We start from the raw sequence: 23,207 nt of genomic DNA on the forward strand, positions 1-23,207 counted from the left end.
AGGAGCGCCACCCCGGGGTCGGACCAGGTGGGCGTAGAATTGGCACTCGGACACCGAGAGTGCGAACGGAGGGGTATGAGCGAGGACAGGCGGCTGGACGTGCTGCGCGCGATCGTCAGCGACTACGTCTCCACTCGCGAGCCCGTCGGCTCCCGCACCCTGGTCGAGCGCCACTCCCTCGGGGTCTCGCCCGCGACGATCCGCAACGACATGGCGGCGCTGGAGGAGGCGGGCTACATCACGCAGCCCCACACCTCGGCCGGTCGGATCCCGACGGACTCGGGCTACCGCGTCTTCGTCGACCACCTCGCCACGCTCAAGCCGCTGACGCCGCCCGAGCGTCGCGCCATCGAGTCGTTCCTCGCCCAGGCCGTCGACCTCGACGACGCGGTCAACCGCACCGTCCGGCTGCTGTCCCAGCTGACGCAGCAGGTCGCCGTCGTGCAGTACCCCTCGCTCCGGCGCTCGGGCCTGCGCCACGTCGAGCTCGTGCTGGTCTCGCCCGACCGCGTCCTCGTCGTGCTCATCTCCGACACGGGCAGGGTCGAGCAGCGCATGCTCGAGCTCCCGACCGGCACGGCGGACCTGGACGAGTCCGTCGTGGCCGAGGTCCGCGCCCGGATCAACGCGGCGGCCGTGGGGCGGCGGATGCCCGCGCTCCGGACGGCGCTCGAGGCCGTGGCCGACGACGTCGCCCCCACCGTGGCGCCCGTCGTGCGCGCGGTCGTGGACGTCGTCACCGAGACGCTGACCGAGGATGTCGAGGACCGGATCGTGATGGCGGGCACCGCCCACCTGGCCCGCGCCGGCTTCGACTTCTCGCACACCATCTCGCCCGTGCTCGAGGCCATCGAGGAGCAGGTCGTGCTGATGCGCCTGCTGGCCGAGATGGCCGCCGAGCAGGAGACGCCCGGCCGGGAGAACAACGACGTGGCCGTGCGCATCGGCGTGGAGACCCGGCACGCGGGTCTGAGCGAGACCTCCGTCGTCGCCGCCCCGTACGGTGGGGCGAGCGCGCGGGACGCCGTCGCGTTCCTCGGGGTGCTCGGCCCCACGCGCATGGACTACCCCACGACGATGACGGCGGTGCGCGCCGTCGCCCGCTACCTCTCCCGGGTCGTGACCCCGTGAGGGTCCGACCGCCCGCCCCACCCGGCGCCGCCCGGCGCTCCCGCATCTCTCGCACCTCATCCCCGACGCACAAGGACCTGGCTGACACGTGACGGACTACTACGAGGTTCTCGGGGTGTCTCAGGACGCCACCCCCGAGGAGATCAAGCGCGCCTACCGCAAGCTGGCCCGCACCCACCACCCCGACATCGCGGGGGAGGAGGGTGCGGAGCGCTTCAAGGAGATCAGCGCGGCCAACGACGTGCTCTCCGACCCGGAGAAGCGCCGGCAGTACGACGCGGGCGGCATGGGCGGCCCCGCCGGCGCCGGTGCGGGCTTCGGCTTCCAGGACATCTTCGAGACCTTCTTCGGCGCGGCCGGCGGCGGCAGCGCACGCGGCCCCGTCCCGCGCGCCCGTCGCGGCCAGGACGCCCTCGTGCGGATCGAGCTCGACCTCGCCGAGGAGGCGTTCGGCGTCCGCAAGGACATCACCGTCGAGACCGCCGTGGTCTGCGGGACGTGCCACGGCTCGTGCGCCGCGCCCGGCACCTCGCCGCGCGCCTGCACCGTGTGCGGCGGCCGCGGCTCGGTCCAGCGCGTCGCGCGCTCCTTCCTCGGCAACGTCATGACCCAGGCCCGCTGCGACGCGTGCCAGGGCTTCGGCTCAACGATCCCGGAGCCGTGCCCCGAGTGCTCCGGTGAGGGCCGCGTGCGCACCCGCCGCACGATCGCCGTCGAGGTGCCCGCCGGTGTCGAGAACGGCACCCGGATCAAGCTCGTCGGCCAGGGTGAGGTCGGCCCGGGCGGCGGTCCGGCCGGTGACCTGTACGTCGAGGTCCGCGAGCGGCCGCACCCCGTCTTCACGCGTCGCGGCGACGACCTGCACTGCACGATGCAGCTGCCCATGACGGCCGCCGCGCTCGGCACGGTCCTCACGCTCGAGACGCTGGACGAGCCGGTCGAGGTCGACGTGGCGGCGGGTACGCAGGCCGACCAGGTCATCACGCTGCGCGGCAAGGGCATGGGCCGTCTGCGCGGCCACACCCGCGGCGACCTGCACATCCACCTCGACGTCCTGGTGCCCACCAAGCTGGATGAGCGCCAGGAGGAGCTGCTGCGCGAGCTGGCGGTGCTGCGCGGCGAGGAGCGCCCGCAGGGCCGTCTCGCGCCGGTCGGCGCGGGGATGTTCTCGCGGCTGCGCGACAAGCTGGCGGGTCGATGAGCGGCACGGACGGCCAGGAGGTCGTCACCCACCAGGTGACGGTCCCCGACGACGTCGACATGCGCGCGCTGGTCGGCCCGCGCGACGAGGTGATCCGCGCCCTCGAGCGTGGCTTCCACCGCCTCACCGTCACCGTGCTCGGCAGCGTCGTCACGCTCGAGGGACCGCGGTCCGAGGTGAGCCTCGCCGAGCGCCTGGTCGACGAGCTCGCGCAGATCGCTCGCGCCTCGCAGCCGCTGTCGGCCGACGCCGTCGAGCGCGCCATCGGGATGCTCCGTTCGCCGGCGGCGACGTCGCCCGCGAGCGTCCTGACGATGAACATCCTGTCCTCGCGCGGGCGCACGATCCGTCCCAAGACGGTCGGGCAGAAGGAGTACGTCGAGGCGATCGACCGCAACACGATCACGTTCGGCATCGGCCCGGCCGGCACCGGCAAGACCTACCTCGCGATGGCCAAGGCCGTGCAGGCGCTCCAGGCCAAGCAGGTCTCCCGCATCCTGCTCACCCGGCCCGCCGTCGAGGCCGGCGAGCGGCTCGGGTTCCTGCCGGGTTCGTTGACGGACAAGATCGACCCGTACCTGCGTCCGCTGTACGACGCGCTGCACGACATGGTCGACGCCGACTCGATCCCGCGCCTGATGGCGTCGGGGACGATCGAGGTCGCCCCGCTGGCCTTCATGCGCGGCCGCACGCTGAACTCGGCGTTCATCGTGCTCGACGAGGCCCAGAACACCACGCCCGAGCAGATGAAGATGTTCCTCACCCGGCTCGGCGAGGGTTCGAAGATGGTCGTCACCGGCGACGCGACCCAGGTCGACCTGCCCTCGGGCACGTCCTCGGGCCTGCGCGTGGTGACCGACATCCTGCACGACATCGACGACATCGCGGTCTGCCGCCTGACGTCCGCCGACGTCGTGCGCCACCGACTCGTGGGAGAGATCATCGACGCGTACGCCCGCTGGGACTCCCAGGCGACGGGGGCGACGACGTCGCGACCGCCGCGCCGCACCACGTCGGCGGGGGGCCACGCGTGAGCACCGAGATCAGCAACGAGTCCGGCCACGCCGTCGACGAGGTCGAGTTCGCCGCGCTCGCGCGGTACGTGCTCGACCAGATGCACGTGCACCCCCAGGCCGAGCTCTCGATCATCTTCGTGGACGTCCCGGCGATGACCGAGCTGCACGTGCGCTGGATGGACGAGCCCGGCCCGACCGACGTGATGTCGTTCCCGATGGACGAGCTGCGCCCCGGCAGCGAGGGCTCGCCGTCCGAGGAGGGCGTCCTCGGCGACATCGTGGTCTGCCCCGAGGTCGCCACGAACCAGGCCCGCGAGGCCGGCCACTCCGCGCAGGAGGAGATGCTGCTGCTCGTGACGCACGGCATCCTGCACCTGCTGGGGTTCGACCACGCCGAGCCCGAGGAGCGCGAGGAGATGTTCGAGCTCCAGCGCACGCTCCTTCTCACCTTCCTCGCCGGACGGGGTGGCCGATGATCGGCTCGACGTACATCACGCCGTCGGACCCGGGCTCCTACCGGGCGGGTTTCGCCTCCGTCGTCGGACGCCCGAACGCGGGCAAGTCGACGCTCGTCAACGCGCTGGTCGGCACCAAGGTGGCCATCACCTCGGGCCGGCCGCAGACCACGCGCCACACGATCCGCGGGATCGTCCACCGCGACGACGCCCAGCTCGTCCTCGTCGACACGCCCGGTCTGCACCGCCCGCGGACCCTGCTGGGCACCCGGCTCAACGACCTCGTCATGGGGACGCTGGCGGAGGTCGACGTCGTGGCGTTCTGCCTGCCGTCCGACCAGAAGGTCGGCCCCGGCGACGAGTTCATCGCCCGGACCCTGGCCGAGACGCGGACGCCCGTCGTCGCACTTGCCACGAAGGCCCACCTGGTCGACTCCAAGCGACTGGTCGAGCACCTCATCGAGATCGAGCAGCTCGGCGACTGGGTCGACATCGTGCCGGTCAGCTCGCTCGAGGGCTACCAGGTCGACGTCGTGGCCGACGTCCTCGTCTCCCACCTCCCCGTCAGCCCGCCGCTCTACCCCGAGGGGGAGCTGACCGACGAGCCGGAGCAGATCATGATCGCGGAGCTCGTCCGCGAGGCCGCCCTCGAGGGGGTGCGCGACGAGCTCCCGCACTCGCTCGCCGTCGTGGTGGAGGAGATGGGGGAGCGCCCCGGCCGGAGCGCCGCCCAGGGACCGCTGCTCGACATCCACGTCACCGTCTTCGTCGAGCGCCAGAGCCAGAAGGCCATCGTCATCGGGGCCAGGGGCTCGCGCCTCCGCGACGTCGGAACCCAGGCCCGCGCCGGCATCGAGGCGCTGCTCGGCACGAAGGTGTTCCTCGACCTGCACGTGAAGGTCGCCAAGGACTGGCAGCGCGACCCCAAGCAGCTGCGGCGCCTGGGGTTCTGAGTCCGATGGCAGGCAGCTCTCCCTCGGAGTCGTCGCGGGGGCGGGGCCCGGTGGCCCTCCGCCGCGCGCTCGTCGCTCGCGTCCGCACACCGCGGATGCGGACGGCGTGGGCCGTGCTCGCGGCCGTCCTCGCGCTCGCGCTCGTCGGAGCCGCGGCCGGACCGCGCTGGAACCCGGAGCCGCTGTCGGCGTCGGTCTCGCCGGCGTCGAGCTCGGTCGCCGTGCTCGGCAGCACCGGCTCCTCAGAGATCGGGCGGTACGAGACCACGTCCCGCCTCGTCCAGCTCGAGCTGGTGGCGCCCGACGCCGACGGCGAGGGCGGGGTGAGCACGGAGGTGCTCATCGTCGAGCCGATCGGGCTCGAGGAGCCGGCACCGGCCGTGGTCTTCCTCCACGGCGCCGGCACCGGGCTCGCCGAGGCGTTCTCCGAGCACGCGCAGGCCCTGGCCAGCGCCGGGATCGTCGCCGTCTCGCCGAGCAAGCGCCTCGACACCTACTCCACCTTCCAGCGCGACTACGTCGCCATGGCCGACGACTACGCCGTCACGCTCGACCTCGCCCGATCGCTGCCGGGCGTGGATCCGGCGCGGGTCGGCCTGTACGCGGAGAGCGAGGGCGCCTGGGTCGCCCCGGTCCTGGCGGCCGACAACCCCGACGTCGCGTTCCTCGCGCTCGTCTCGGCCCCGGTCGTGACGCCGCGGCAGCAGGGGGCGTTCGCCGTCGACGCCTACCTGCGCGCCGTCGGGGTGCCCCAGACGTTCCTACGGGCGATCCCGCGAGCGACCGGCGCGCACTGGCCGGCCGACTTCCTCAACTACGCCGACTTCGACGTGCGGCCCTACCTCGCCGAGACCGACGTGCCGATCTTCATGGCCTACGGCACGGACGACCTGTCGATGCCGACGGTCCAGGGGCCGCAGATCGTGCTCGGGTCCATCCCGGGCGGCCAGGAGCAGCTGATGCTGCGTTACTACGAGGGCGCCAACCACGGGATCCGGATCGGCAGCGCGACCGACCCGGTGCTGCCGGGGTTCCTCGACGGTCTCGCCTCCTGGGTGCTCGACCCGCTCGCGGCCGAGATCGAGGGCCCGGCCGTCGCCGGCGCCACGCCGCAGCAGGTCCACCTCGCGTCCGCCGTCCCGCCCCCACGCTGGTACGCCGACGGCGAGATGATGCTGCGCGTCCCGCTGATCTCGCTCGCGGTGCTCGTGGTCGGCTACCTCGCGCTCGCCGGTGGCATCGCCGCCCTCGCGCTCGCGCGACGGCGGGAGCGGTCGGCCGTGGTGGTCGGCTTGGGGGAGTCGGCCACGTCCGACGACCCCGCGTCGCTGGTGGCGATCGACGGCGACGACGTGCCCGGGCCCCGGCCGCACCTCGTGCGCGGGCTGCTCGCCTTCACGGCCGCGACGGCGGCGGTCGTGCTGGTGCTCGCCGCCTACATCGTCGCGGTGGCCGTCCTCGCGCTGAACTACAGCACCAACGGCATCGTGGTGTGGGGCGGCTGGGTCCTGCTTCAGGGGCTGGCCGTCCTGGCGGCGTGGCTCGGCGTGCGTGCCGTGCGTCGGCTCGTCGGGGTCCGGCCGGGACGTGACGTCGCCGGGATCGTCCGGCTGGCGGGGGGCTGGCTCGTCGTCGCCGGTCTGCTGGGGCTGCTCACGACGTCCGCCTACTGGGGCGCGTTCTCACCGGTGTCCTGATCCCGGCCCCCGGCGGCGCATCCGCCACGCCTGGCCGTAGGATCGCCTGCGGGTCCGATCCCTCACGAGCGAGCAGGAGAGCAGCGATGCCCACGAACGACGCCCCCGGTTGGAGCCTCTACTCGCCGGGCGAGGACTTCGCCCTCGTCACCGGGGCCACCCTCGCGCTGCTGGACGCGGGTGTGCCCGCCGACGTCGTCACGCGCGTCTGGGACGCCGCGCGCCAGGACGGCGGCCTCGCGCAGGTCGTCGCGCCGCTGGTCGGCTCGCTGGCCGACCTCCCGACCTTCGCCGTCGTGGTCGTCGACGGCGGCCAGGCCCGCGCGCTGGTGCGCGGTGACCTCGAGGTGGTCGTCGGTGAGCACCGGATCAGCGGTCAGGGTGTCGCCACCTGGCGGGAGGAGACCCTGCCCAGCACCCCTGAGGACGGCGCGATCGAGGTTGTCCTCGCGCGGATCGGTGCCGGGGACGCGGCCGGCGAGCACGGCCACGCCCTCCCGGTCCTGGCCGGAGTCGTGCGCGCCTCGCACGTCACGAGCACGCTCGAGCTCCGCCCGACCGCGAAGGAGTCGGCCACGCCGGCGCAGGAGTCCGGCTCCGGCACGGACGAGGAGTCCGGCGACTCCGACCCCGACCCGGCCGCGGTCGTCCCCGGCACGTTCCCCCACGGGGAGGACCAGGCCGTCGACGAGGGGGCCGAGGACGCTGACGCGCAGGACCAGGTCGACGCGCCCGGGACCGACGCGCCCGGGACCGACGCCGTGGTGATCGGCGACGTCGAGCACTTGGACGACGAGCACGCGGACGACGAGGCGGTGGCCGCCGTCGAGGAGCCCGTCGCCGCTGAGGAGCCGTTCGCCGTCGAGGCCCCTTCCACCGACACGCCCGACGAGAACGAGCACGACGACCCTGCGGCCACCGACGAGGAGTCGGGTCCGGACGAGGTCCTCGAGGCGCCGGCACCCTGGGCCGCGCCCGGCGACGGCGACGAGGTCGCCGTCGAGCACGAGGCCAAGCACGAGGCCGAGGGCGACGGCGAGCCGATCGCCGCGCTCGAGGAGCCGTCCGTGGTCACCGGTGACTGGTCGGCGCCCGTAGAGCACGAGGAGGTCGCTTCGGAGGAGGTCGTTGCCGAGCCGGCCGAGCCCGAGCCGACCGAGCCCGAGCCGACCGAGCCCGAGCCCGGCGAGACGGAGCCACTCGTGGCGGAGCAGGTGCCGCCGCCTGCGGTCGAGGACGGCACCGAGGCCTTCGGCGAGCCCCCGCTCGACGTGACCCTCCACCCGTCCACCGACGGCCCCGGCGGCTACGGGTTCGTCTCCCAGGGCCGCACCTCGGTCGTCCCGGCGATGCCGTCGGCGCCGGCTGTGCCCCCGGAGTCCTCCGAGCCCTCGGCACCCACCGCGGCGGAGCCCGACGGCGCGGGCTGGGGCCACCCGGGCGCGTCGCCCGTCGCACCCCCGAGCCGGAGCTGCCGGAGGACGCCGACGGCGACCACGACGGCGGCACGATCCTCGACCACCAGGTGGCCGGGCTGCGGGACGCCGGCCTCGTGACCGTCTCGCCGTGGTCGCGCCCCGACGCGGAGCCGGCGCCGCCGGAGCTGCGCCTGGCGTTCTCGCACGGTCCCGTCGTCACGCTCGAGCGCCCCGTGCTGGTCGGGCGCGCGCCGGAGGGCCAGCAGGGCGTGGACTCCCAGCTCGTCGCGGTCCCCAGCCCGAAGCAGGACATCTCCCGCACGCACTGCGAGATCCGGGTCGACGGCGAGGACGTGCTCGTGACCGACCTGCGCTCGACGAACGGCACGATCGTGTCGCGGCCCGGCCAGGTGCCGCACCGCCTCCACCCGGGCGAGGGCACCTCCGCCTCGGTGGGGTCACGGATCGACCTCGGCGACGGCATCGTGATCGTGGTGGAGTCGTGACGATCCGCGAGGGCCGCGAGTGAGCTCACGGCGCCCACCGGCGACCCCGCCCGAGCTGCCCGGCTACGTTCCCGACCGCCTGCTGGGCTCGGGCGGGTTCTCCGACGTCTTCCTCTACCGGCAGCAGATGCCGCGGCGCGAGGTCGCGGTCAAGGTGCTGCGCACCGTCCCGGGCGCCGACCAGGCCGAGTTCGTCGACGAGGCCAACCTCATGGCCCACGTCTCGAGCCACCCGGCGATCGTGACGGTCTACCACGCCGACGTCGCGGCGGACGGCCGTCCGTACCTCGTCATGGAGTACTGCGCCGGGCCGAACCTGTCCGAGCGCTACCGCTCCGACCGACTCGGCGTGGCCGAGGCGTTGCGCATCGGGGTGCGTCTCGCGGGCGCCGTCGAGACGGCCCACCGCGCCGGGATCCTGCACCGGGACATCAAGCCGGCCAACGTGCTGACGAACGACTACGGCTGGCCGGCGCTGACCGACTTCGGGATCTCCGTGATGGGGGCGGGCGCGTCCGAGACCGAGACCGGCATGTCGATCCCGTGGGCCGCCCCGGAGTTCTTCGCCGACGACTCCCCGCGCGGCGTGACCGCCGACGTGTACTCCCTGGCCGCCACCCTCTACACGGTGCTCGCCGGCCGGTCGCCCTTCGAGGTCGTCGGGGGCAGCAACGCCGCGTTCGACCTGATCTCCCGGATCACTCGCGAGGACGTCGCGCCCATCGGTCGCCAGGACGTGCCCGGTTCGCTCGAGAACGTGCTCGCCCGCGCGATGGACAAGCGTCCGGCTCGACGGTTCGCGACGGCGCTGGATCTCGGACGGGCGCTGCAGCGCGTCGAGCTGGAGCTCCACCTCGCCCCGACGCCGATCGACGTCCCCGACGTGCGCAAGGTCGGCGGCCAGACGGGCGCCGCGGCGAGCGTCGTGTTCGGCGAGACCCAGGTGCGCCCGGTCATCGACATCGACCCGTCGCCCGGGACCGCCGCCGGCTGGACGCCGGGGACGCAGCCGACGCGCCCGCTGGCCGGTCAGGGCCAGGAGCGGCAGCCGTTCACCGGCGTCGCCGGCTACTCCGTGACGAGCCCGACGGGCGGTCAGACGGCCCCCGTCCGGGTGCCGCGCCGGCCGGACGACCCCTCGGTCTGGGAGGCTCCGGCACAGGTCGCCAAGCCCTGGGAGAAGCCGACCGAGCAGGAGGTGGACCCGCACGAGCTGCCGCCCGTCCCGCGGCGCCCCTGGCTCGGGGTCCTGGTCGGGGGAGCGGTCGTCGCGATCGCCGTGACCGCCGTCGTCATGCTCAACCTCAACGGCGCGGACGAGCCGGAGACCCCGTTCACCCCGACCGCCGAACCGACCGAGAACGAGACCGTCGCCACCGGTTTCGTTCCCGAGCCCGACGACGTCCGCCTGACCCGTTCGCCCGACGAGCCCACCACGCTGATCATGGAGTGGGTGGCGCCCGAGGGGGTGCCGGACGCCACGTTCACCTATCGTGTGACCAACAGCGACGAGCCCTCGAAGCCGGTGGCGTCCTCGCCGCTCGTGCTCGACGGGATGCCGTCGGAGGCGACCTGCGTGGAGCTGCGGACCCGCACCCCGCAGGGGCAGGTCTCCCAGCCCTTCACGTTGTGCGTCTGACCCCCGACAGCTGATGGATCAAGGAGTTGCCCGTGCAGGTCGAGTTCTGCGGTGAGTGGTTCGACGTCGACCCCGAGACACCGTTCGTCGTCGGACGCGAGGGTGATCTCGCGATCGACGACAACCCCTACCTCCACCGGCGGTTCCTCGCCATCACGCACACGGGTGGGCTGTGGTGGCTGGAGAACGTCGGCTCGCTGATCCCGGCGACCGTCGCCGACGCGCAGGGCAACGTCCAGGCGTGGATCGCTCCCGGCGCACGGCTCCCGCTCGTCTTCGCACGGACGACGGTGCTCTTCACGGCCGGGCCGACGACGTACGAGCTGCTCGTGGTCGGCGAGGAGCCCGCCTACGTCTCCACCGCCCAGGAGGTCGAGCAGGGCGACACGACCATCGGCCCCGTCGTGCTCACCGACTCCCAGCGCGCCCTGGTCCTGGCGTTCGCCGAGCCGGTCCTGCGGGGCCGCGGCAGCACGACGGCGATCCCCACGTCGGCCCAGGCCGCCGCGCGGCTCGGCTGGACGATCACGCGTTTGAACCGCAAGCTCGACAACGTGTGCGACAAGCTCGCGCGGCAGGGGGTGCGCGGCCTCCGCGGCGGCCCCCGGAAGCTGGCGGTGAACCGCCGGGCACGCCTCGTGGAGCACGCCGTCGCCTCGCGTCTGGTCACCGTGGACGACCTGCCGCTGCTCGACGAGCAGGCGGCGCTGGCGGCCGCCGCGGCGGCCGAGCCCGAGGACGACTGACCCCGCTCCACGGCGGTCGGGATCGTCGGTATCGACGACGGACCCGAGTCCCTGCCACCGTTGGGCCTCGGATAACCTGGAACCTCATGTGCCGAGTTCCCCGGGGGAGACGTTGACCGAGCGTTCGAGACGTCGCAGCACGGTCGCCAGCGCGACCGCCGTCAGCCTCGTGGTCGGGACGGTCGTCGCGCTCAGCCTGACCTACGACGGCGTCGCGACGGCGGACGTCAGCCTCAACGACGGGGGCGTCTGGGTCACCTCCACCGGCGACGTCCAGTTCGGTCGCCTCAACTACCCGATCAGCCAGGTCGACGGTTCGCTCGCGGCCGACACCGCCGCGTTCGACGTGCTCCAGGAGGACGGCGACGTCCTCGTGATCGACGACGGCACCGACTACGTCAAGCGGGTCGATCCGGCCCAGGTCGCGTTCGTCGGGGGCGCCAGCCTCCCGGCCACCCGCGAGATCGCGCTCGGCAACGGCACGGTGTCCGTCCTCGACAGCGGTACCGGCGACCTGCGCATCGTGACCGTCGAGACGCTGAGCGTCCTCGAGGACGCCGAGACGCCGCCGACGCAGCGGTTCGACGCCCGCTCGGCGATCGACGTCGACGTCGAGGGCACCACCTGGGTCTTCGACCCCACCACGCGCGTGCTCACCGCCATCACGGCGGAGGAGGCCGAGATCTACGCCGCGATCGCGCGGGGCGAGGCCGCCGAGGCCGAGGCGACCGAGACCGCCGATGCCGACGCCGCCGACGACGCGGCCTCGACCACGGGTGCGGAGGCCGCCGCGGGCGAGCTCCCCACCGACCTGGAGGACCTCGAGGAGCCCGAGCCCGAGACCTGGGACCTGACCGAGTCGATCCTGGCGCCCGACGACCTCGACGACGCGGAGATCTCCCTCACGACGGTCGGGACCAGCCCGGTCGTCCTCGTCCACCGGACCATCCGCGTGGACGAGGAGAACGTCCCCCAGGTGGAGATCGTCCAGCCCGAGGTCGAGACCGTGCTGCTGTCGGAGCTCGCGGAGACCTACGAGCTCGACCTCGACGCCGAGGAGGTCGCCCTGCAGGCCACGGGCGAGGCCCGACCGGACGTCACGCTCGCGACGCGCGACGCCGTCGTGCGCCTCCCGCTGGACGGCGGTGAGCCCGACGTCGCCGAGGCCGGTGTGTCCGGCAGCCCGGCGACCCCCGTCGTCGTCAACGGCTGCGCCTACGGCGCCTGGAGCGGCGACACCAGCGCGACCGTACGGCTGTGCAACGACGCCGGCGTGCCGTGGCAGGTCGACGGCCTCGCGCCCGACGCCGACCTCACCTTCCGCATGAACCGCGGCTACGTGGTCCTCAACGACATGGCCACGGGCGCCGTCTGGAAGATCGAGAACCAGCTCATCCCCGTGGACGACTGGCTCGACACCTCCCCGCCGCCCAACGCGCAGCAGGAGGAGGAGGACTCCCACGACACGGTCCAGGAGGACGTTCCGCTCGACCGCGACGAGGAGAACCGGCCTCCGACCGCGAACGACGACACCCTGGGGCTGCGCCCCGGGACGACGCGGCTGCTGCCGGTGCTCGACAACGACGCCGACCCCGACGGCGACCTCCTCACCGTCCTGCCGCCCGCCGACTTCCCCGAGGGGTTCGGGACGCCGCAGGTCGTGCTCGGCGGTCGCGCGCTCCAGGTCGTCGTCCCCGAGGACGCCTCCGGCAGCGGCACCTTCACCTACACCGCCGACGACGGTCGCGGCGGCACCGACGACGCCACCGTCACGCTCAACGTCGTGCCCCCGGGGGAGAACAACCCCCCGGAGCTGCTGCGCGACATCACCATGCAGGTCTCCAGCGGCGCCAGCGTCAGCCGGAACGTGTTCGCGGACATCCGCGACCCCGACGGCGACGAGCTCACGCTGTCGTCGGCGACCGTCGACAGCGAGGGCGACAGCGTCCGCACGACGCCGGACGGGAACGTCACGTTCTCCGACGCCGGGGTCTCGACGGCGGCCAAGACCATCACGCTGCAGGTCTTCGACGGGTACGACGCCACCCCGATCGACATCATGGTCGAGGTGGTCGACGGGAACCAGCCGCCGCGGGCCGAGTTCGACTTCGCCTCCGGTTTCGTCGGCGACACGATCGTCGTCGAGCCGCTGCTGAACGACACGGACTCCTCCGGCGAGCCCCCGAGGCTGGCGCAGGTCAACCCGTTCTCGCCCGGTGGCACGACCACGCCCAACTACACCGACGGGACGGTCGAGCTCACGGCCGACCAGCCCGGCGCGTACTACGCGACCTACCTCATCGCCGACGACGACGGCGCGACCGGCGAGGGACTCATCCGCGTGGACGTCAAGGCGCGGGGCGAGGGCGACCCGATCGCCGTCCGCGACACGGCGCTGCTACCGCCGGGCGGCGAGGTCGTCGTCGACGTCCTGGTGAACGACACCGATCCCCGTGGCGGGGTGCTCGCGGTGCAGCAGGTCGACGTGCCGACCGGCTACGGGCTGAACGTCGCCGTCATCGAGCACCGGCTGCTGCGCATCACCAGCGACCGGGTGCTCCAGGAGCCCGTCACCGTCGGCTACACGATCGCGAACGAGAGCGGGACGGCCGAGGGCCAGGTCCAGGTGATCCCGCTCCAGGCCGACACCCAGCCGCAGCCGCCGATCGCCGTCAAGGACGTCGCGAACGTGCGGGTCGGCGACTACGTGACGATCCCCGTCCTCGCCAACGACCACCACCCCAACGGGCTCGAGTTCCACGTCGAGGAGACGATCGTGACGCCGCCCGCGGCCGGCCTGATGTTCGTGACCCAGGACGTGGTGCGCTACCAGGCGCCGACGGAGGCGGGGCAGCAGACCGCCATCTACTCCGTCGTCGACTCCAACGGGCAGAAGACCTCGGCCCAGATCGTGATCAACGTGCTCGCGTCCGAGGGCAACGCCGCCCCCGTGCCCGTGGACGTCGAGACCCGGGCGTTCCAGCGCGAGCGGATCCGGGTCCCGATCACGCTGATCGGCATCGACCCCGACGGCGACTCGGTCCAGCTCCTCGGCATCGGCTCCGCGCCGACGCTCGGCCAGATCGTGGAGGTGGGGACGGACTACCTCGACTACGTGGCGTATCCCAACTCGGTCGGCACCGACGAGTTCACGTTCCAGGTGCGCGACCGTCCGGGTCAGATCGCCACGGGTGCCGTGTCCGTGGGGATCGTTCCGCCGCCGGCCATCAACCGCAATCCCGTGGTGCCGGCCGTCGAGGCCCACCACCGCCCCGATCGCGACGTCACGGTGGACGTGCTGGCCGAGGCGACGGATCCCGACGGCGATGCGCTCGTCGTCGACGCTTTCATCGACAAGGGCGGGCTCGAGGTCACGACGGGCGAGGAGAGCCGGCTCGCGATCCGCACGCCGGTCGATCCCGGCACCTACACGGTGACCTTCCGGGTGATCGACCGCAACGGCGGTCAGGCGATCTCGACGCTCACGCTCCAGGTCTCGCCCGACGCCCCGCTGCACACGCCGATCGCGCTGGACGACATGGTGCCCGTCCCGGAGATCGTGGGGCAGGACTCCGTCGAGGTCGACGTGCTCGCCAACGACTACGACCCCGACGGCGAGGCGGCCTCGCTCGTGCTCGGCCTGCCGGACGGACAGCCGAACGCGTCGCTGGTCACGGTCGACGGGATCAGCAAGGTGCGGGTCGTGCTCGCGCCGACCCGTCAGATCGTCACCTACCAGGTGACCGATCCGGACGGCCTGTCGACCTATGCCTTCGTGGACGTGCCCGGGGTGGAGGACTCCGGTCCCGCGCTGCGGACCGATCTCGCCCCGCTCGAGGTCCTCACGGGTCAGCCGCTGACGATCGAGCTGAACGACGTGATCGTCACGGTCTCGGGCGACCCGGTGCAGGTGACGGACACGAGCAAGGTGCTCGCCACCAACTCCGACGGCTCGGAGCCCGTCGTCGACAGCGACACCGTGACCTTCACGTCGCTGGCCGGCTACGTCGGCCCGGCCAACGTCACCGTGGAGGTCACCGACGCGGCCGACCTCAACGATCCGGAGCGCAAGGTCTCGACGCTCACGATCCCGATCGAGGTGCTCCCGGACGGCAACATGCCGCCCACGCTGAGCAGCACGGAGATCGACGTCGAGGCCGGGGTGACCGAGCCGCAGGTGATCAACCTGCAGAGCCTGTCCAACGACCTCAACCCCGAGGACCTGGAGAACCTGCGGTTCGAGCTGCTCGGGCAGCCGGCGGGCTTCACCGCCGAGCTCGTCAGCGGCATCGAGCTGCACGTCACCGCGGCGCTCGACACGCAGAAGGGCACGCGGGGGGAGTTCCAGGTCTCGGTCACCGACCAGGTCAACGAGCCGGTGGTCGCCACGATGATCGCGAACGCCGTCGCGAGCCAGCGGCCGATGGCCTTCGCCGCCGACGACGACCTCGGTGAGGTGCAGCAGGGACAGACCGTCCCGATCGACGTGCTCGCCAACGACACCAACCCGTTCCCCGACCAGCCGCTCGTGATCGTCGGGACCCCCGAGGTCGAGACGGGGTCGGCCTCGGTCTCGGTGTCCGGCGGCACCGTGAGCGTCACCCCGCCCCAGGACTTCGTCGGCCGCCTCTCGATCCTCTACACGGTGCAGGACGCGACCCAGGACCCCGACCGCGCCGTGCAGGCGCGCATCCGCGCCAACGTCATCGGCGTTCCCGCCGCCCCGTCGGCGCCGCGGGTCGAGGCCGTCGGGAACCGCGAGGTGACGCTGTCGTACACGACGCCCGTCGACAACGGCGCCCCGATCACGGGTTACACGGTGACCTGGGCGGGCGGCGCGCAGCAGTGCGCCGCGACGACCTGCGTCATCGGGGGCCTGACCAACAACGTCGAGTACACGTTCACGGTGACGGCGAGCAACAAGGTCGGCGAGGGGCCCGCCAGCGCGTCCTCCGCCATCGCCCGCCCCGATGTCAAGCCCGAGGCCCCGTCCGCTCCGACCCTGGCGTTCGGCAACGCGCTGATCGACGTCACGTGGACGACGCCGGTGAACGAGGGGTCGCCGATCCTGGAGTACGACGTCCAGATCTCGCCCGCGACGGGCGGTGGTCAGCAGACCGTCGGCGCCCAGACCCAGCTCACGTGGTCCTCGCTCCAGAACGGCACGGCCTACACGTTCCGCGTCCGGGCCCGCAACAGCGCACCGGATCCGGGGGACTGGTCGGCGTGGTCGGCCCCGGAGATCCCGGCGGCACCGCCGTCGCGCCCCGAGGCCCCGCGGGCGACGCGCGTCGACACCCCGATCGGCGGCCAGATCCAGGTCGCCTGGACGGCACCGGCGAACAACGGCGACGCCCTGCGCGACTACATCCTCACGCCGTACCGGACCGGCGTCGCGCAGCCGTCGATCAGTCTCCCGCCGGGGCAGACGTCCTACACCTACGCGGCCGACAACGGTCAGGACTACACGTTCACGGTCAGCACCTCCAACAAGGCGGGACCGTCGGAGACGTCGGCGGCCTCCGCCTCCGTCCGGTCGTTCGGCAAGCCCGGGCAGGTGACCGGCACGACCGCGGCTCCGACCGGCTCCAACGGCCAGATCGTCATCGACTACGGCACGCCGGGCGACAACGGCCAGGCGATCGACCGGTTCCAGTACGCGCTGAACGGTGGCGGCTGGTCGAACGTGCCGGCCAACAAGACGATCGGCGGGCTCACGAACGGCTCGAGCTACACGGTCCAGGTCCGGGCGTGCAACACCTACTGCGGCGACGCCAGCGCGGCCACGGGTGCCGTCACGCCGTACGGTCCGATCGGTGCGCCCGCGGTGCGTGGCGAGAAGGTCGGGGCGCAGGGCGTCCGCTTCACGATCACGCGACCCGCCAGCGGCGCCAACGGAAGACCCGAGGCCGCGTTCCAGTACCGCGTGAACAACGGTGGCTGGGAGAACGTGCCCGGCAGCGGGGTCGTCAACCTCGGCAACGGCTACGACCAGGAGTTCACCGTGCAGGCGCGCTACGCCGTGTCCGGTCCGGCGCAGGAACAGCTGTCGAACACCGACACCCGACGGACCGACCCGCCGCCGCCGCCGGACCCGCCGCGGCTGTGGATCACGAAGGGTGGGGAGCGAGCCTGCCAGCGCCCGTACAGCCCGTCGGGCTGCTACACGCTCATCGTCCACTGGGCCGGCGTCACCGCGGACCGCGACCTGGTCGTCGGCTTCAACATGGACGGACAGTGCAACTTCTCGGGATCGGGATACTCGCTCGCGATCCGCGGGGCGAGCGGTTCGCAGCAGATCTCTCGGGGGGACCCGCCGCCCCACCGCGGCGCCTGCTCCGGCCAGGTCTGGGTCACGGGTGCTCCCGGCGAGTTCACCGCTGAACGCAGAGCCTGGTGAGGGGCGTCATGATTCCGACACGCCCCGAGCACGATCCACCTCCCCAGAACGTCGAAAGGCCGGCCGCCACGTGACCACCGCCCCCGCCCCGCAGTACATGACGGCCGAGCAGGCCGCCTGGTTCTCCCAGACGTTCACGCGCCTCGTCGACAACGTCGGCCAGGCGGTCCTCGGCAAGCCCGAGGCCGTCAAGCTCGCGTTCACGTGCCTGCTCTCGGGCGGCCACATGCTGCTCGAGGACTTCCCCGGCACGGGCAAGACGTCGTTGGCGCGCTCGCTCGCCGCGACCGTGCAGGCCACGCACAGCCGCATCCAGTTCACGCCCGACCTGCTCCCGAGCGACGTCACGGGTGTGACGATCTTCGACCAGAACAGCCGCGAGTTCGAGTTCCACCCGGGCCCGATCTTCGCTTCGATCGTGCTGGCGGACGAGATCAACCGCGCCTCGCCGAAGACGCAGTCGGCACTGCTGGAGGTCATGGAGGAGGGGCGCGTCACGATCGACGGCACCCCCCACGAGGTGGGTCGTCCGTTCCTCGTCATCGCGACGCAGAACCCCATCGAGCAGGCCGGCACGTACCGGCTCCCCGAGGCGCAGCTCGACCGCTTCCTCATGAAGTCCTCGCTCGGCTACCCCGACCACGACGCCACGGTCGACATCCTCAGCGGGGCCGCGGTCCGCGACCGCTCGGCCACGCTGGCGCCCGTCATCACGGCGCAGGCCGTGGTCGAGATGATCGACCTCGCCGCCACCGTCTACGTCGACCCCGCCGTGCTCGACTACGTCTCGCGCCTCGCCGCCGCGACGCGCTCCACGACCGACATCCGCCTCGGCGTCTCCGTCCGCGGCGCCCTGTCGCTCGTCCGGGCCGCGAAGAGCTGGGCCGCCGCGAACGGCCGCCACTACGTCGTGCCGGACGACATCAAGGACCTCGCCGAGCCGGTCCTCGCACACCGCATGGTGATGGACGCGGAGGCCGAGTTCGACGGCGCGACGGCGGCCGTGTCGCTCGCCCGCGTGCTCGCCGACGTCGCACCGCCCCAGCAGCGCGCCTGAGCATGTCCACGACGTCCCGCACCCCCGCACCCGTCGCGGGGACCACCACCCGCGGTCGCCTGTTCCAGGGCACGCGGTCGACCCTGCAGGCGGGCCTGCGCCAGGTCACCCCGGTCCTGGGATGGGTGAGCCTGTCGGCGTGGGTGGTGCTCGCCGTCGTCGTCGCGAGCCTCGTGATCGGCCACCGTTTCGGGTGGGTCGAGCTGGTCGCGATCGGCTGGGGGCTCGGGGCGACGCTCGTCGTCGCGCTCGCCTTCACCGTCGGTCGCCACCCCTACGAGGTGCGGCTCCGGCTCCGCGAGCACCGCGTCACCGTCGGCGACCGGGCCGTCGGCGGCATCACGGTGCGCAACGTCGGCGACCGCCGCGTGCTACCTGCCCGGATCGAGCTGCCGGTCGGCGCCGGCCGAGCCGGCTTCGGCCTCCCGTCGCTGGGTGCGGGGGAGGAGCACGAGGACCTGTTCGCCGTCCCGACCTCCCGGCGCGCGGTCATCGTCGTCGGCCCCGTGAGCTCGGTGCGCGGCGACCCGCTCGGCCTCGTGCGCCGCACGGTCACGTGGACCAAGCCGCAGGAGCTCTACGTCCATCCCCGCACGGTTCGCCTCGCGAGCAGCCACTCCGGGCTGGTGCACGACCTCGAGGGCCAGGAGTCGCGGGACCTCACCGCCTCCGACCTCACCTTCCACGCGCTGCGCGAGTACTCCCCGGGAGACGACCGCCGCAGCATCCACTGGCGCTCGTCCGCGCGCACCGGGAAGCTGATGGTCCGCCAGTTCGTCGAGACCCGGCGGTCGCAGCTCGTCGTCGCGCTCTCCTGCCGGCCCGGCGACTACGGCACGGATCCCGAGGAGTTCGAGCTCGCCATCTCGGCGCTCGGCTCCTACGCGCTGCACGCCGTGCGCGAGCAGCGCGACATCGCGGCGCTGACGACCCACGAGACGCTCCGCACCTCCTCGCCGGACGCGCTGCTCGACTCCCTCACGGCGGTCGAGCAGGCGGGCGGCGGCGTCACGCTGACCGAGACCTGCCGCACGATCGCCCGGGACTACCCGCGCGCCGCGATCATCGTCCTCGGCGTCGGGAGCGTGCCCGGCCCCCGTGACCTGCGCGCCATGGCGTCGGTCCTGCCGCTCGGGGCGCAGGTCATCGCGGTGCGGGCCCAGCCCGGCGCGCCGACCGCCGTCCGGAAGATCCCGGGGCTGTCCTCCATCACGCTCGGGTCGCTCGGCGAGCTCGCCCGCGCCCAGCACCGGAGCTCCTCGTGAGCGGGACGTCGGCGCCCGCCGTCGAGGTCGGTGCCCGCCGCGCGACCCGCACCGGTGCGTCCGGCACGGTCCAGCGCGTCGTCGACATCGCCGTCCCGAGCCTGCTCCTCCTGGTGGCGCTCCTCCCGCTCTGGCCCGTCTACCGCTCGGGTCACGCCGTCGTGGCCGCGGTGGTCGGCGTGGCGCTCGGTGCGGGGATCGCGCTGCTCGGTGCGCGACGGCGATGGAACGCTGTCGTCGTCGCCGCCGTGACGCTCGGTGGCCTCATCGCGACGGCGGCGCTCACCGCGCCGACGACGGCGATCGGCGGCGTCCTGCCGACGCTCGAGACGTGGCGCACGCTCGGGATCGCCGTCGTCCGCGTCTGGAAGCAGGTGCTGACGCTGCAGCCGCCGCTCGGCAACGCCGACGGCCTCCTCGCGGTCGTCTACCTGCTCGCGCTCCTCGGCTCCGTCGTGGCCGTGACGATCGCGCTCCGCGCGGGACGGTTCCGGCCGCTCGCGCTGCTGGTGCCGGCGATCGTGCTCGTGGGCAGCGTGCTGCTGGGCACGACGACGACCGTCGCGCCCGCGGCGATCGGCGGCGTCGCCGTGCTGGCCGGCCTCGCGTGGCCCGCGTGGCGCTCGGGGCGCATCGAACTCAACCGCCCCGTGGGCACGGCGGTGCTGGGCGCGGTCGCCGTGCTCGGGGTCGTCGGCGGCAGCATGCTCGCCGCGCCCGCGGAGCCCCGCTACGTGCTGCGCGACCACGTCGAACCGCCCCCGCTCGAGGAGAACTACCCGAGCCCGCTGGCCGGCCACCGCGCCTACCTGAAGGACTTCGAGGACGACGTCCTGCTCACCCTCGACGGCGTCCCCGAGGAGCTGACCCGGATCCGGCTCGCGACCCTGGACACCTACGACGGCCTCGTCTGGGACGTCAGCGACGGCGAGACGCTCACCGGTGGCCGCTACCTCCGCGCGACCGACCGGTTCGTCGCGGAGCTCGACCGCGACGCGATCGAGATCGACGTCACCGTGAACGCGTACGACGACGTGTGGCTGCCGATGATCGGCCGCGTCGAGGACGTGACCTTCGAGGGCGACCGGGCCACGAACCTCTCGCGGACCGTCTTCTACAACGACCGGACGACGACGGCGATCGTCACGGCGAAGCTGACCGAGGGCGACTCCTTCACCCTCACCACCCGGCCCGACCCGGTCGTCACCGGCGACCAGCTCAGCGGTGAGGTGTTCAGCGAGACCCCCTACCCCCAGGTCACGGGCGTCCCCGACGGGCTCACGGCGAAGGCCGCCCAGCTCATGGAGGGCGCGACGACGGACGTCGACCGCGTCCAGAAGCTGGCCGACGGCCTGGCGCTGCAGGGCTTCTTCTCCCACGGCCTCGAGGGCGACGTCCCCTCGGCGGCCGGGCACGGCCAGGCGCGGATGGCCCTCATGATCGAGGCGCCCGAGATGATCGGCGACGCCGAGCAGTACGCGGCGCTCATGGCGCTCATGGTCCGCGAGCAGGGCTGGCCCGCCCGCGTCGTGTACGGCTTCGCGCGCGGCGAGCGGGACACGGGCACCACCTGGGAGGTCACGGGCGGCAACGTCACGGCCTGGGTCGAGGTGCAGTTCGAGGGTGCCGGCTGGGTCGCGTTCGACCCCACGCCGCCCGAGAACAACGTCCCCATCTCCGAGGACCCGGCACCGGCCGACCGCCCCCAGCCCCAGATGCTGCAGCCCCCGCCGCCGCCGGTCGCGGCCCCGGACATCCCCAGCCTCGACTCCGGGAACGCCGACGTCGAGACGGACAACGAGCCCGAGCCCGAGCCCGAGGTGCCCGCCGTCGTCCGCTGGCTCGGCTACCTCGGCATCCCGCTGGTGCTGCTGCTCCTGCCGGCGCTGGTCGCCGTGCTGCTCAAGGTCCGCCGGCGACGGCGTCGCAAGCGTCGCGGCGACGGCGCGGCGCGTGTCGCGGGCGGCTGGCTGGAGCTCCAGGACACCGCGCGCGACCTCGGCCTGGAGCGGCTCCCGACCGGCACCCGCCGGGAGCAGGCCGGTGCGATCCGCGGCTACTTCGGCAGCTCCGGGACCTCGGCCGTCGCGCTCGCCACGCGTGCCGACGAGGCGGTGTTCGGCCCGACCCCGGCCGACGAGGCCGCGGCCGACGCGTTCTGGTCCGAGGTCCGCGGGACGGAGCGCTCGTTGCGCACGAAGGCCTCGCTGTGGCGACGGCTGCGGGCGCGCACGACGTTCGCCTCGCTGCGCCGGCGCGCGTGAGCCGCCCCCGGACCACCACAATGGCCCCATGGCGCTGCTCGACTCCACCCCCGCCCGGGCCCGACCGTTCCTCGGCGAGGCCTACCGCCGTCCCCGCGTCGCCGGGTCCGGCGGCGAGGCGCTGCGGCAGGAGGCCGTCGGCACGCTGACGGCGACGCTCGCCCGGCCCGGCCGCCTCGTGCGTCAGGTCGTCGCGCTCCTCGCCGTGAACGCCGGCCTCGTCGTCCTGCTCCGACGCTGGCTCGTCGACGCCGGTGCCGGGGTCGGCGTCCCCGGTGGTTCCGTCACCGGCACGCTCGGCGGGGTCGCCCTCCTGCTCGGCGGGCTGCTGCTCGCGGCGGGCCCCGTCCGCGAGGGGTCCACCACCACCCGCGCCCTCCAGGGATGGTTGGTCGGAGCGCCGACGCCCCCCACCCTCGGCGCCCTGCTGCGCCCGACCGGGGTCGTCCGGCTGGTGGGCTGCGGCGTCCTCGTGCTCGGTGTGCTGGCGTCCGTCGCGACCACGGTCCTCGGCGGACCGCCGGCGCCGACGGCGGGGCAGGTGGTGGCCGGGCTGGTCACCACCGTGCCGGCCCTGGTGACGCTGGCGCTGGCCGCCGTCGGCACCCGGCGCCTGGCCCAGGGCCGGCGCGGCCACGACGTCAGGGGGCGTGGCGACGTGGCGGAGCAGGCGGCGAGCTTCGCCCCGCTCGACTCGCCGGCCGCCGGGGCCGGGTGGGTGGCGCCGAGCCCGTACCCGAACGCGGCTCCTGCCCCGGTGGCGAGCCCCGTGCCGCCGCCTCCACCCCCGCCGTCGCCCCCCGTCCCGCTGGTCCCCGGCGCCCCCAGCCCGCTGCCGGCGACGACGACGGAGCGGGCACCCCGCGCCGTCGTCCCGCCACCCGCCCTCGCACCCGCGCCCGCACCGAGCCAAACCCCGAGCTCCGACCTCCCGGAGCACACCACCGTGCGACCGGTCCCCAGCCCGTCCGTGCCGGTCGTCGTCGTGCTCGACGACGGCCAGGACCCCCGCGTGCTCGGCCCCGGCCGGTGGCTCGTGGGACGAGCGCCCCGCGCCCGGGAGGGCGAGGAGGGGCTGCTCCCGCTGGTCGTGACCGATCCGGGGGTCTCCAAGACGCACGCCCTGCTCGAGGTCGGGGAGCACGAGGTGACGGTCACCGACCGCGCCTCCAGCAACGGCACCGCGGTGGTCTGGGCCGCTGGACGCCGGCGCCTGCACCCGTGGGAGGGCGCCGTCGTCGGGCCGGGAGAGACCGTGACGCTCGGCGCGGTCGCGATCCGCGTCGAGGCGGTCGATCACCGGTCCGCGTGAGGGACGGTGCGTCACCGGTCCTCCGACGTGGGCTATGGTGACGGCGTGCTGCCCTTCGGTGCCCTCCTCCTTCGGTGCCGCGACGAGGCCTAGAACGGCTGGCTTCCTCGTCGCGGCGTTCCCGCTGCCTGCCGGAGCCCCTCGCAC

15 protein-coding genes are annotated in these 23,207 nt (G+C 73.4%); all 15 read left to right on the plus strand.

The genetic code is table 11. The features are described 5' to 3' along the window. Positions 1-75 precede the first annotated feature (75 nt). The 15 genes from hrcA (at position 76) to C8046_RS00910 (ending at position 23,060) form a co-directional block, all read left to right on the plus strand. Positions 76-1,131, plus strand: a complete 1,056-nt coding sequence (gene hrcA, locus C8046_RS00840; RefSeq protein WP_109227864.1) for a heat-inducible transcriptional repressor HrcA — start codon at positions 76-78, stop codon at positions 1,129-1,131. Between the two features lie 88 nt (positions 1,132-1,219). After that, the gene (gene dnaJ / locus C8046_RS00845) at positions 1,220-2,332 is read left to right on the plus strand and encodes a molecular chaperone DnaJ (protein WP_109227865.1); all 1,113 of its coding nucleotides are present in this window, start codon (positions 1,220-1,222) and stop codon (positions 2,330-2,332) included. After that, positions 2,329-3,366, plus strand: a complete 1,038-nt coding sequence (locus C8046_RS00850; RefSeq protein ID WP_109227866.1) for a PhoH family protein — start codon at positions 2,329-2,331, stop codon at positions 3,364-3,366. Before dnaJ ends, C8046_RS00850 begins: the two co-directional genes overlap by 4 nt. Then, complete coding sequence (ybeY, locus tag C8046_RS00855) at positions 3,363-3,824, plus strand: rRNA maturation RNase YbeY (RefSeq protein ID WP_109227867.1); 462 nt, start codon at positions 3,363-3,365, stop codon at positions 3,822-3,824. Before C8046_RS00850 ends, ybeY begins: the two co-directional genes overlap by 4 nt. Continuing rightward, positions 3,821-4,756 (plus strand): GTPase Era, encoded by a 936-nt coding sequence (gene era, locus C8046_RS00860; RefSeq protein WP_109227868.1) that lies wholly within the window; start codon positions 3,821-3,823, stop codon positions 4,754-4,756. Before ybeY ends, era begins: the two co-directional genes overlap by 4 nt. 50 nt (positions 4,757-4,806) lie before the next feature. Next, entirely contained in the window at positions 4,807-6,453 is a 1,647-nt protein-coding gene (locus C8046_RS00865; RefSeq protein ID WP_109227869.1) for an alpha/beta hydrolase family protein, read from the plus strand. Between the two features lie 86 nt (positions 6,454-6,539). Then, positions 6,540-8,009, plus strand: a complete 1,470-nt coding sequence (locus C8046_RS18280) for a hypothetical protein (protein WP_158277095.1) — start codon at positions 6,540-6,542, stop codon at positions 8,007-8,009. Beyond that, positions 8,006-8,377 carry an FHA domain-containing protein gene (locus C8046_RS18285; protein WP_216628968.1) on the plus strand — a complete coding sequence of 124 codons (372 nt, stop codon included), beginning with the start codon at positions 8,006-8,008 and terminating at the stop codon, positions 8,375-8,377. The genes C8046_RS18280 and C8046_RS18285 overlap by 4 nt, the downstream gene beginning before the upstream one ends. A 19-nt stretch (positions 8,378-8,396) precedes the next feature. After that, a complete protein-coding gene (locus C8046_RS18940) occupies positions 8,397-10,016 on the plus strand; it encodes a serine/threonine-protein kinase (RefSeq protein WP_109227872.1) in 1,620 nt (539 codons plus the stop codon). Between the two features lie 32 nt (positions 10,017-10,048). Further along, on the plus strand, positions 10,049-10,762 hold the full coding sequence (locus C8046_RS00885) for a hypothetical protein (RefSeq protein ID WP_109227873.1): 714 nt from the start codon (positions 10,049-10,051) through the stop codon (positions 10,760-10,762). Between the two features lie 112 nt (positions 10,763-10,874). Then, a complete protein-coding gene (locus C8046_RS00890; RefSeq protein ID WP_109227874.1) occupies positions 10,875-17,162 on the plus strand; it encodes an Ig-like domain-containing protein in 6,288 nt (2,095 codons plus the stop codon). Between the two features lie 97 nt (positions 17,163-17,259). Then, on the plus strand, positions 17,260-18,219 hold the full coding sequence (locus tag C8046_RS00895) for an AAA family ATPase (protein WP_109230640.1): 960 nt from the start codon (positions 17,260-17,262) through the stop codon (positions 18,217-18,219). A 2-nt stretch (positions 18,220-18,221) separates the two neighbouring features. Further along, a complete protein-coding gene (locus tag C8046_RS00900) occupies positions 18,222-19,484 on the plus strand; it encodes a DUF58 domain-containing protein (protein ID WP_109227875.1) in 1,263 nt (420 codons plus the stop codon). Beyond that, positions 19,481-21,748 (plus strand): transglutaminaseTgpA domain-containing protein, encoded by a 2,268-nt coding sequence (locus tag C8046_RS00905; protein WP_109227876.1) that lies wholly within the window; start codon positions 19,481-19,483, stop codon positions 21,746-21,748. The genes C8046_RS00900 and C8046_RS00905 overlap by 4 nt, the downstream gene beginning before the upstream one ends. A gap of 28 nt (positions 21,749-21,776) precedes the next feature. Further along, on the plus strand, positions 21,777-23,060 hold the full coding sequence (locus C8046_RS00910; protein ID WP_109227877.1) for an FHA domain-containing protein: 1,284 nt from the start codon (positions 21,777-21,779) through the stop codon (positions 23,058-23,060). Positions 23,061-23,207 lie beyond the last annotated feature (147 nt).

Source organism: Serinibacter arcticus (assembly GCF_003121705.1).
Classification (GTDB): Bacteria; Actinomycetota; Actinomycetes; order Actinomycetales; family Beutenbergiaceae; genus Litorihabitans.

Coding starts and splice junctions, on each gene's coding strand:
- hrcA (WP_109227864.1), top strand. CDS start 76: ATGAGCGAGGACAGGCGGCTGGACGTGCTGCGCGCGATCGTCAGCGAC.
- C8046_RS00850 (WP_109227866.1), top strand. CDS start 2,329: ATGAGCGGCACGGACGGCCAGGAGGTCGTCACCCACCAGGTGACGGTC.
- era (WP_109227868.1), top strand. CDS start 3,821: ATGATCGGCTCGACGTACATCACGCCGTCGGACCCGGGCTCCTACCGG.
- C8046_RS18280 (WP_158277095.1), top strand. CDS start 6,540: ATGCCCACGAACGACGCCCCCGGTTGGAGCCTCTACTCGCCGGGCGAG.
- C8046_RS00895 (WP_109230640.1), top strand. CDS start 17,260: ATGACGGCCGAGCAGGCCGCCTGGTTCTCCCAGACGTTCACGCGCCTC.
- C8046_RS00900 (WP_109227875.1), top strand. CDS start 18,222: ATGTCCACGACGTCCCGCACCCCCGCACCCGTCGCGGGGACCACCACC.
- C8046_RS00910 (WP_109227877.1), top strand. CDS start 21,777: ATGGCGCTGCTCGACTCCACCCCCGCCCGGGCCCGACCGTTCCTCGGC.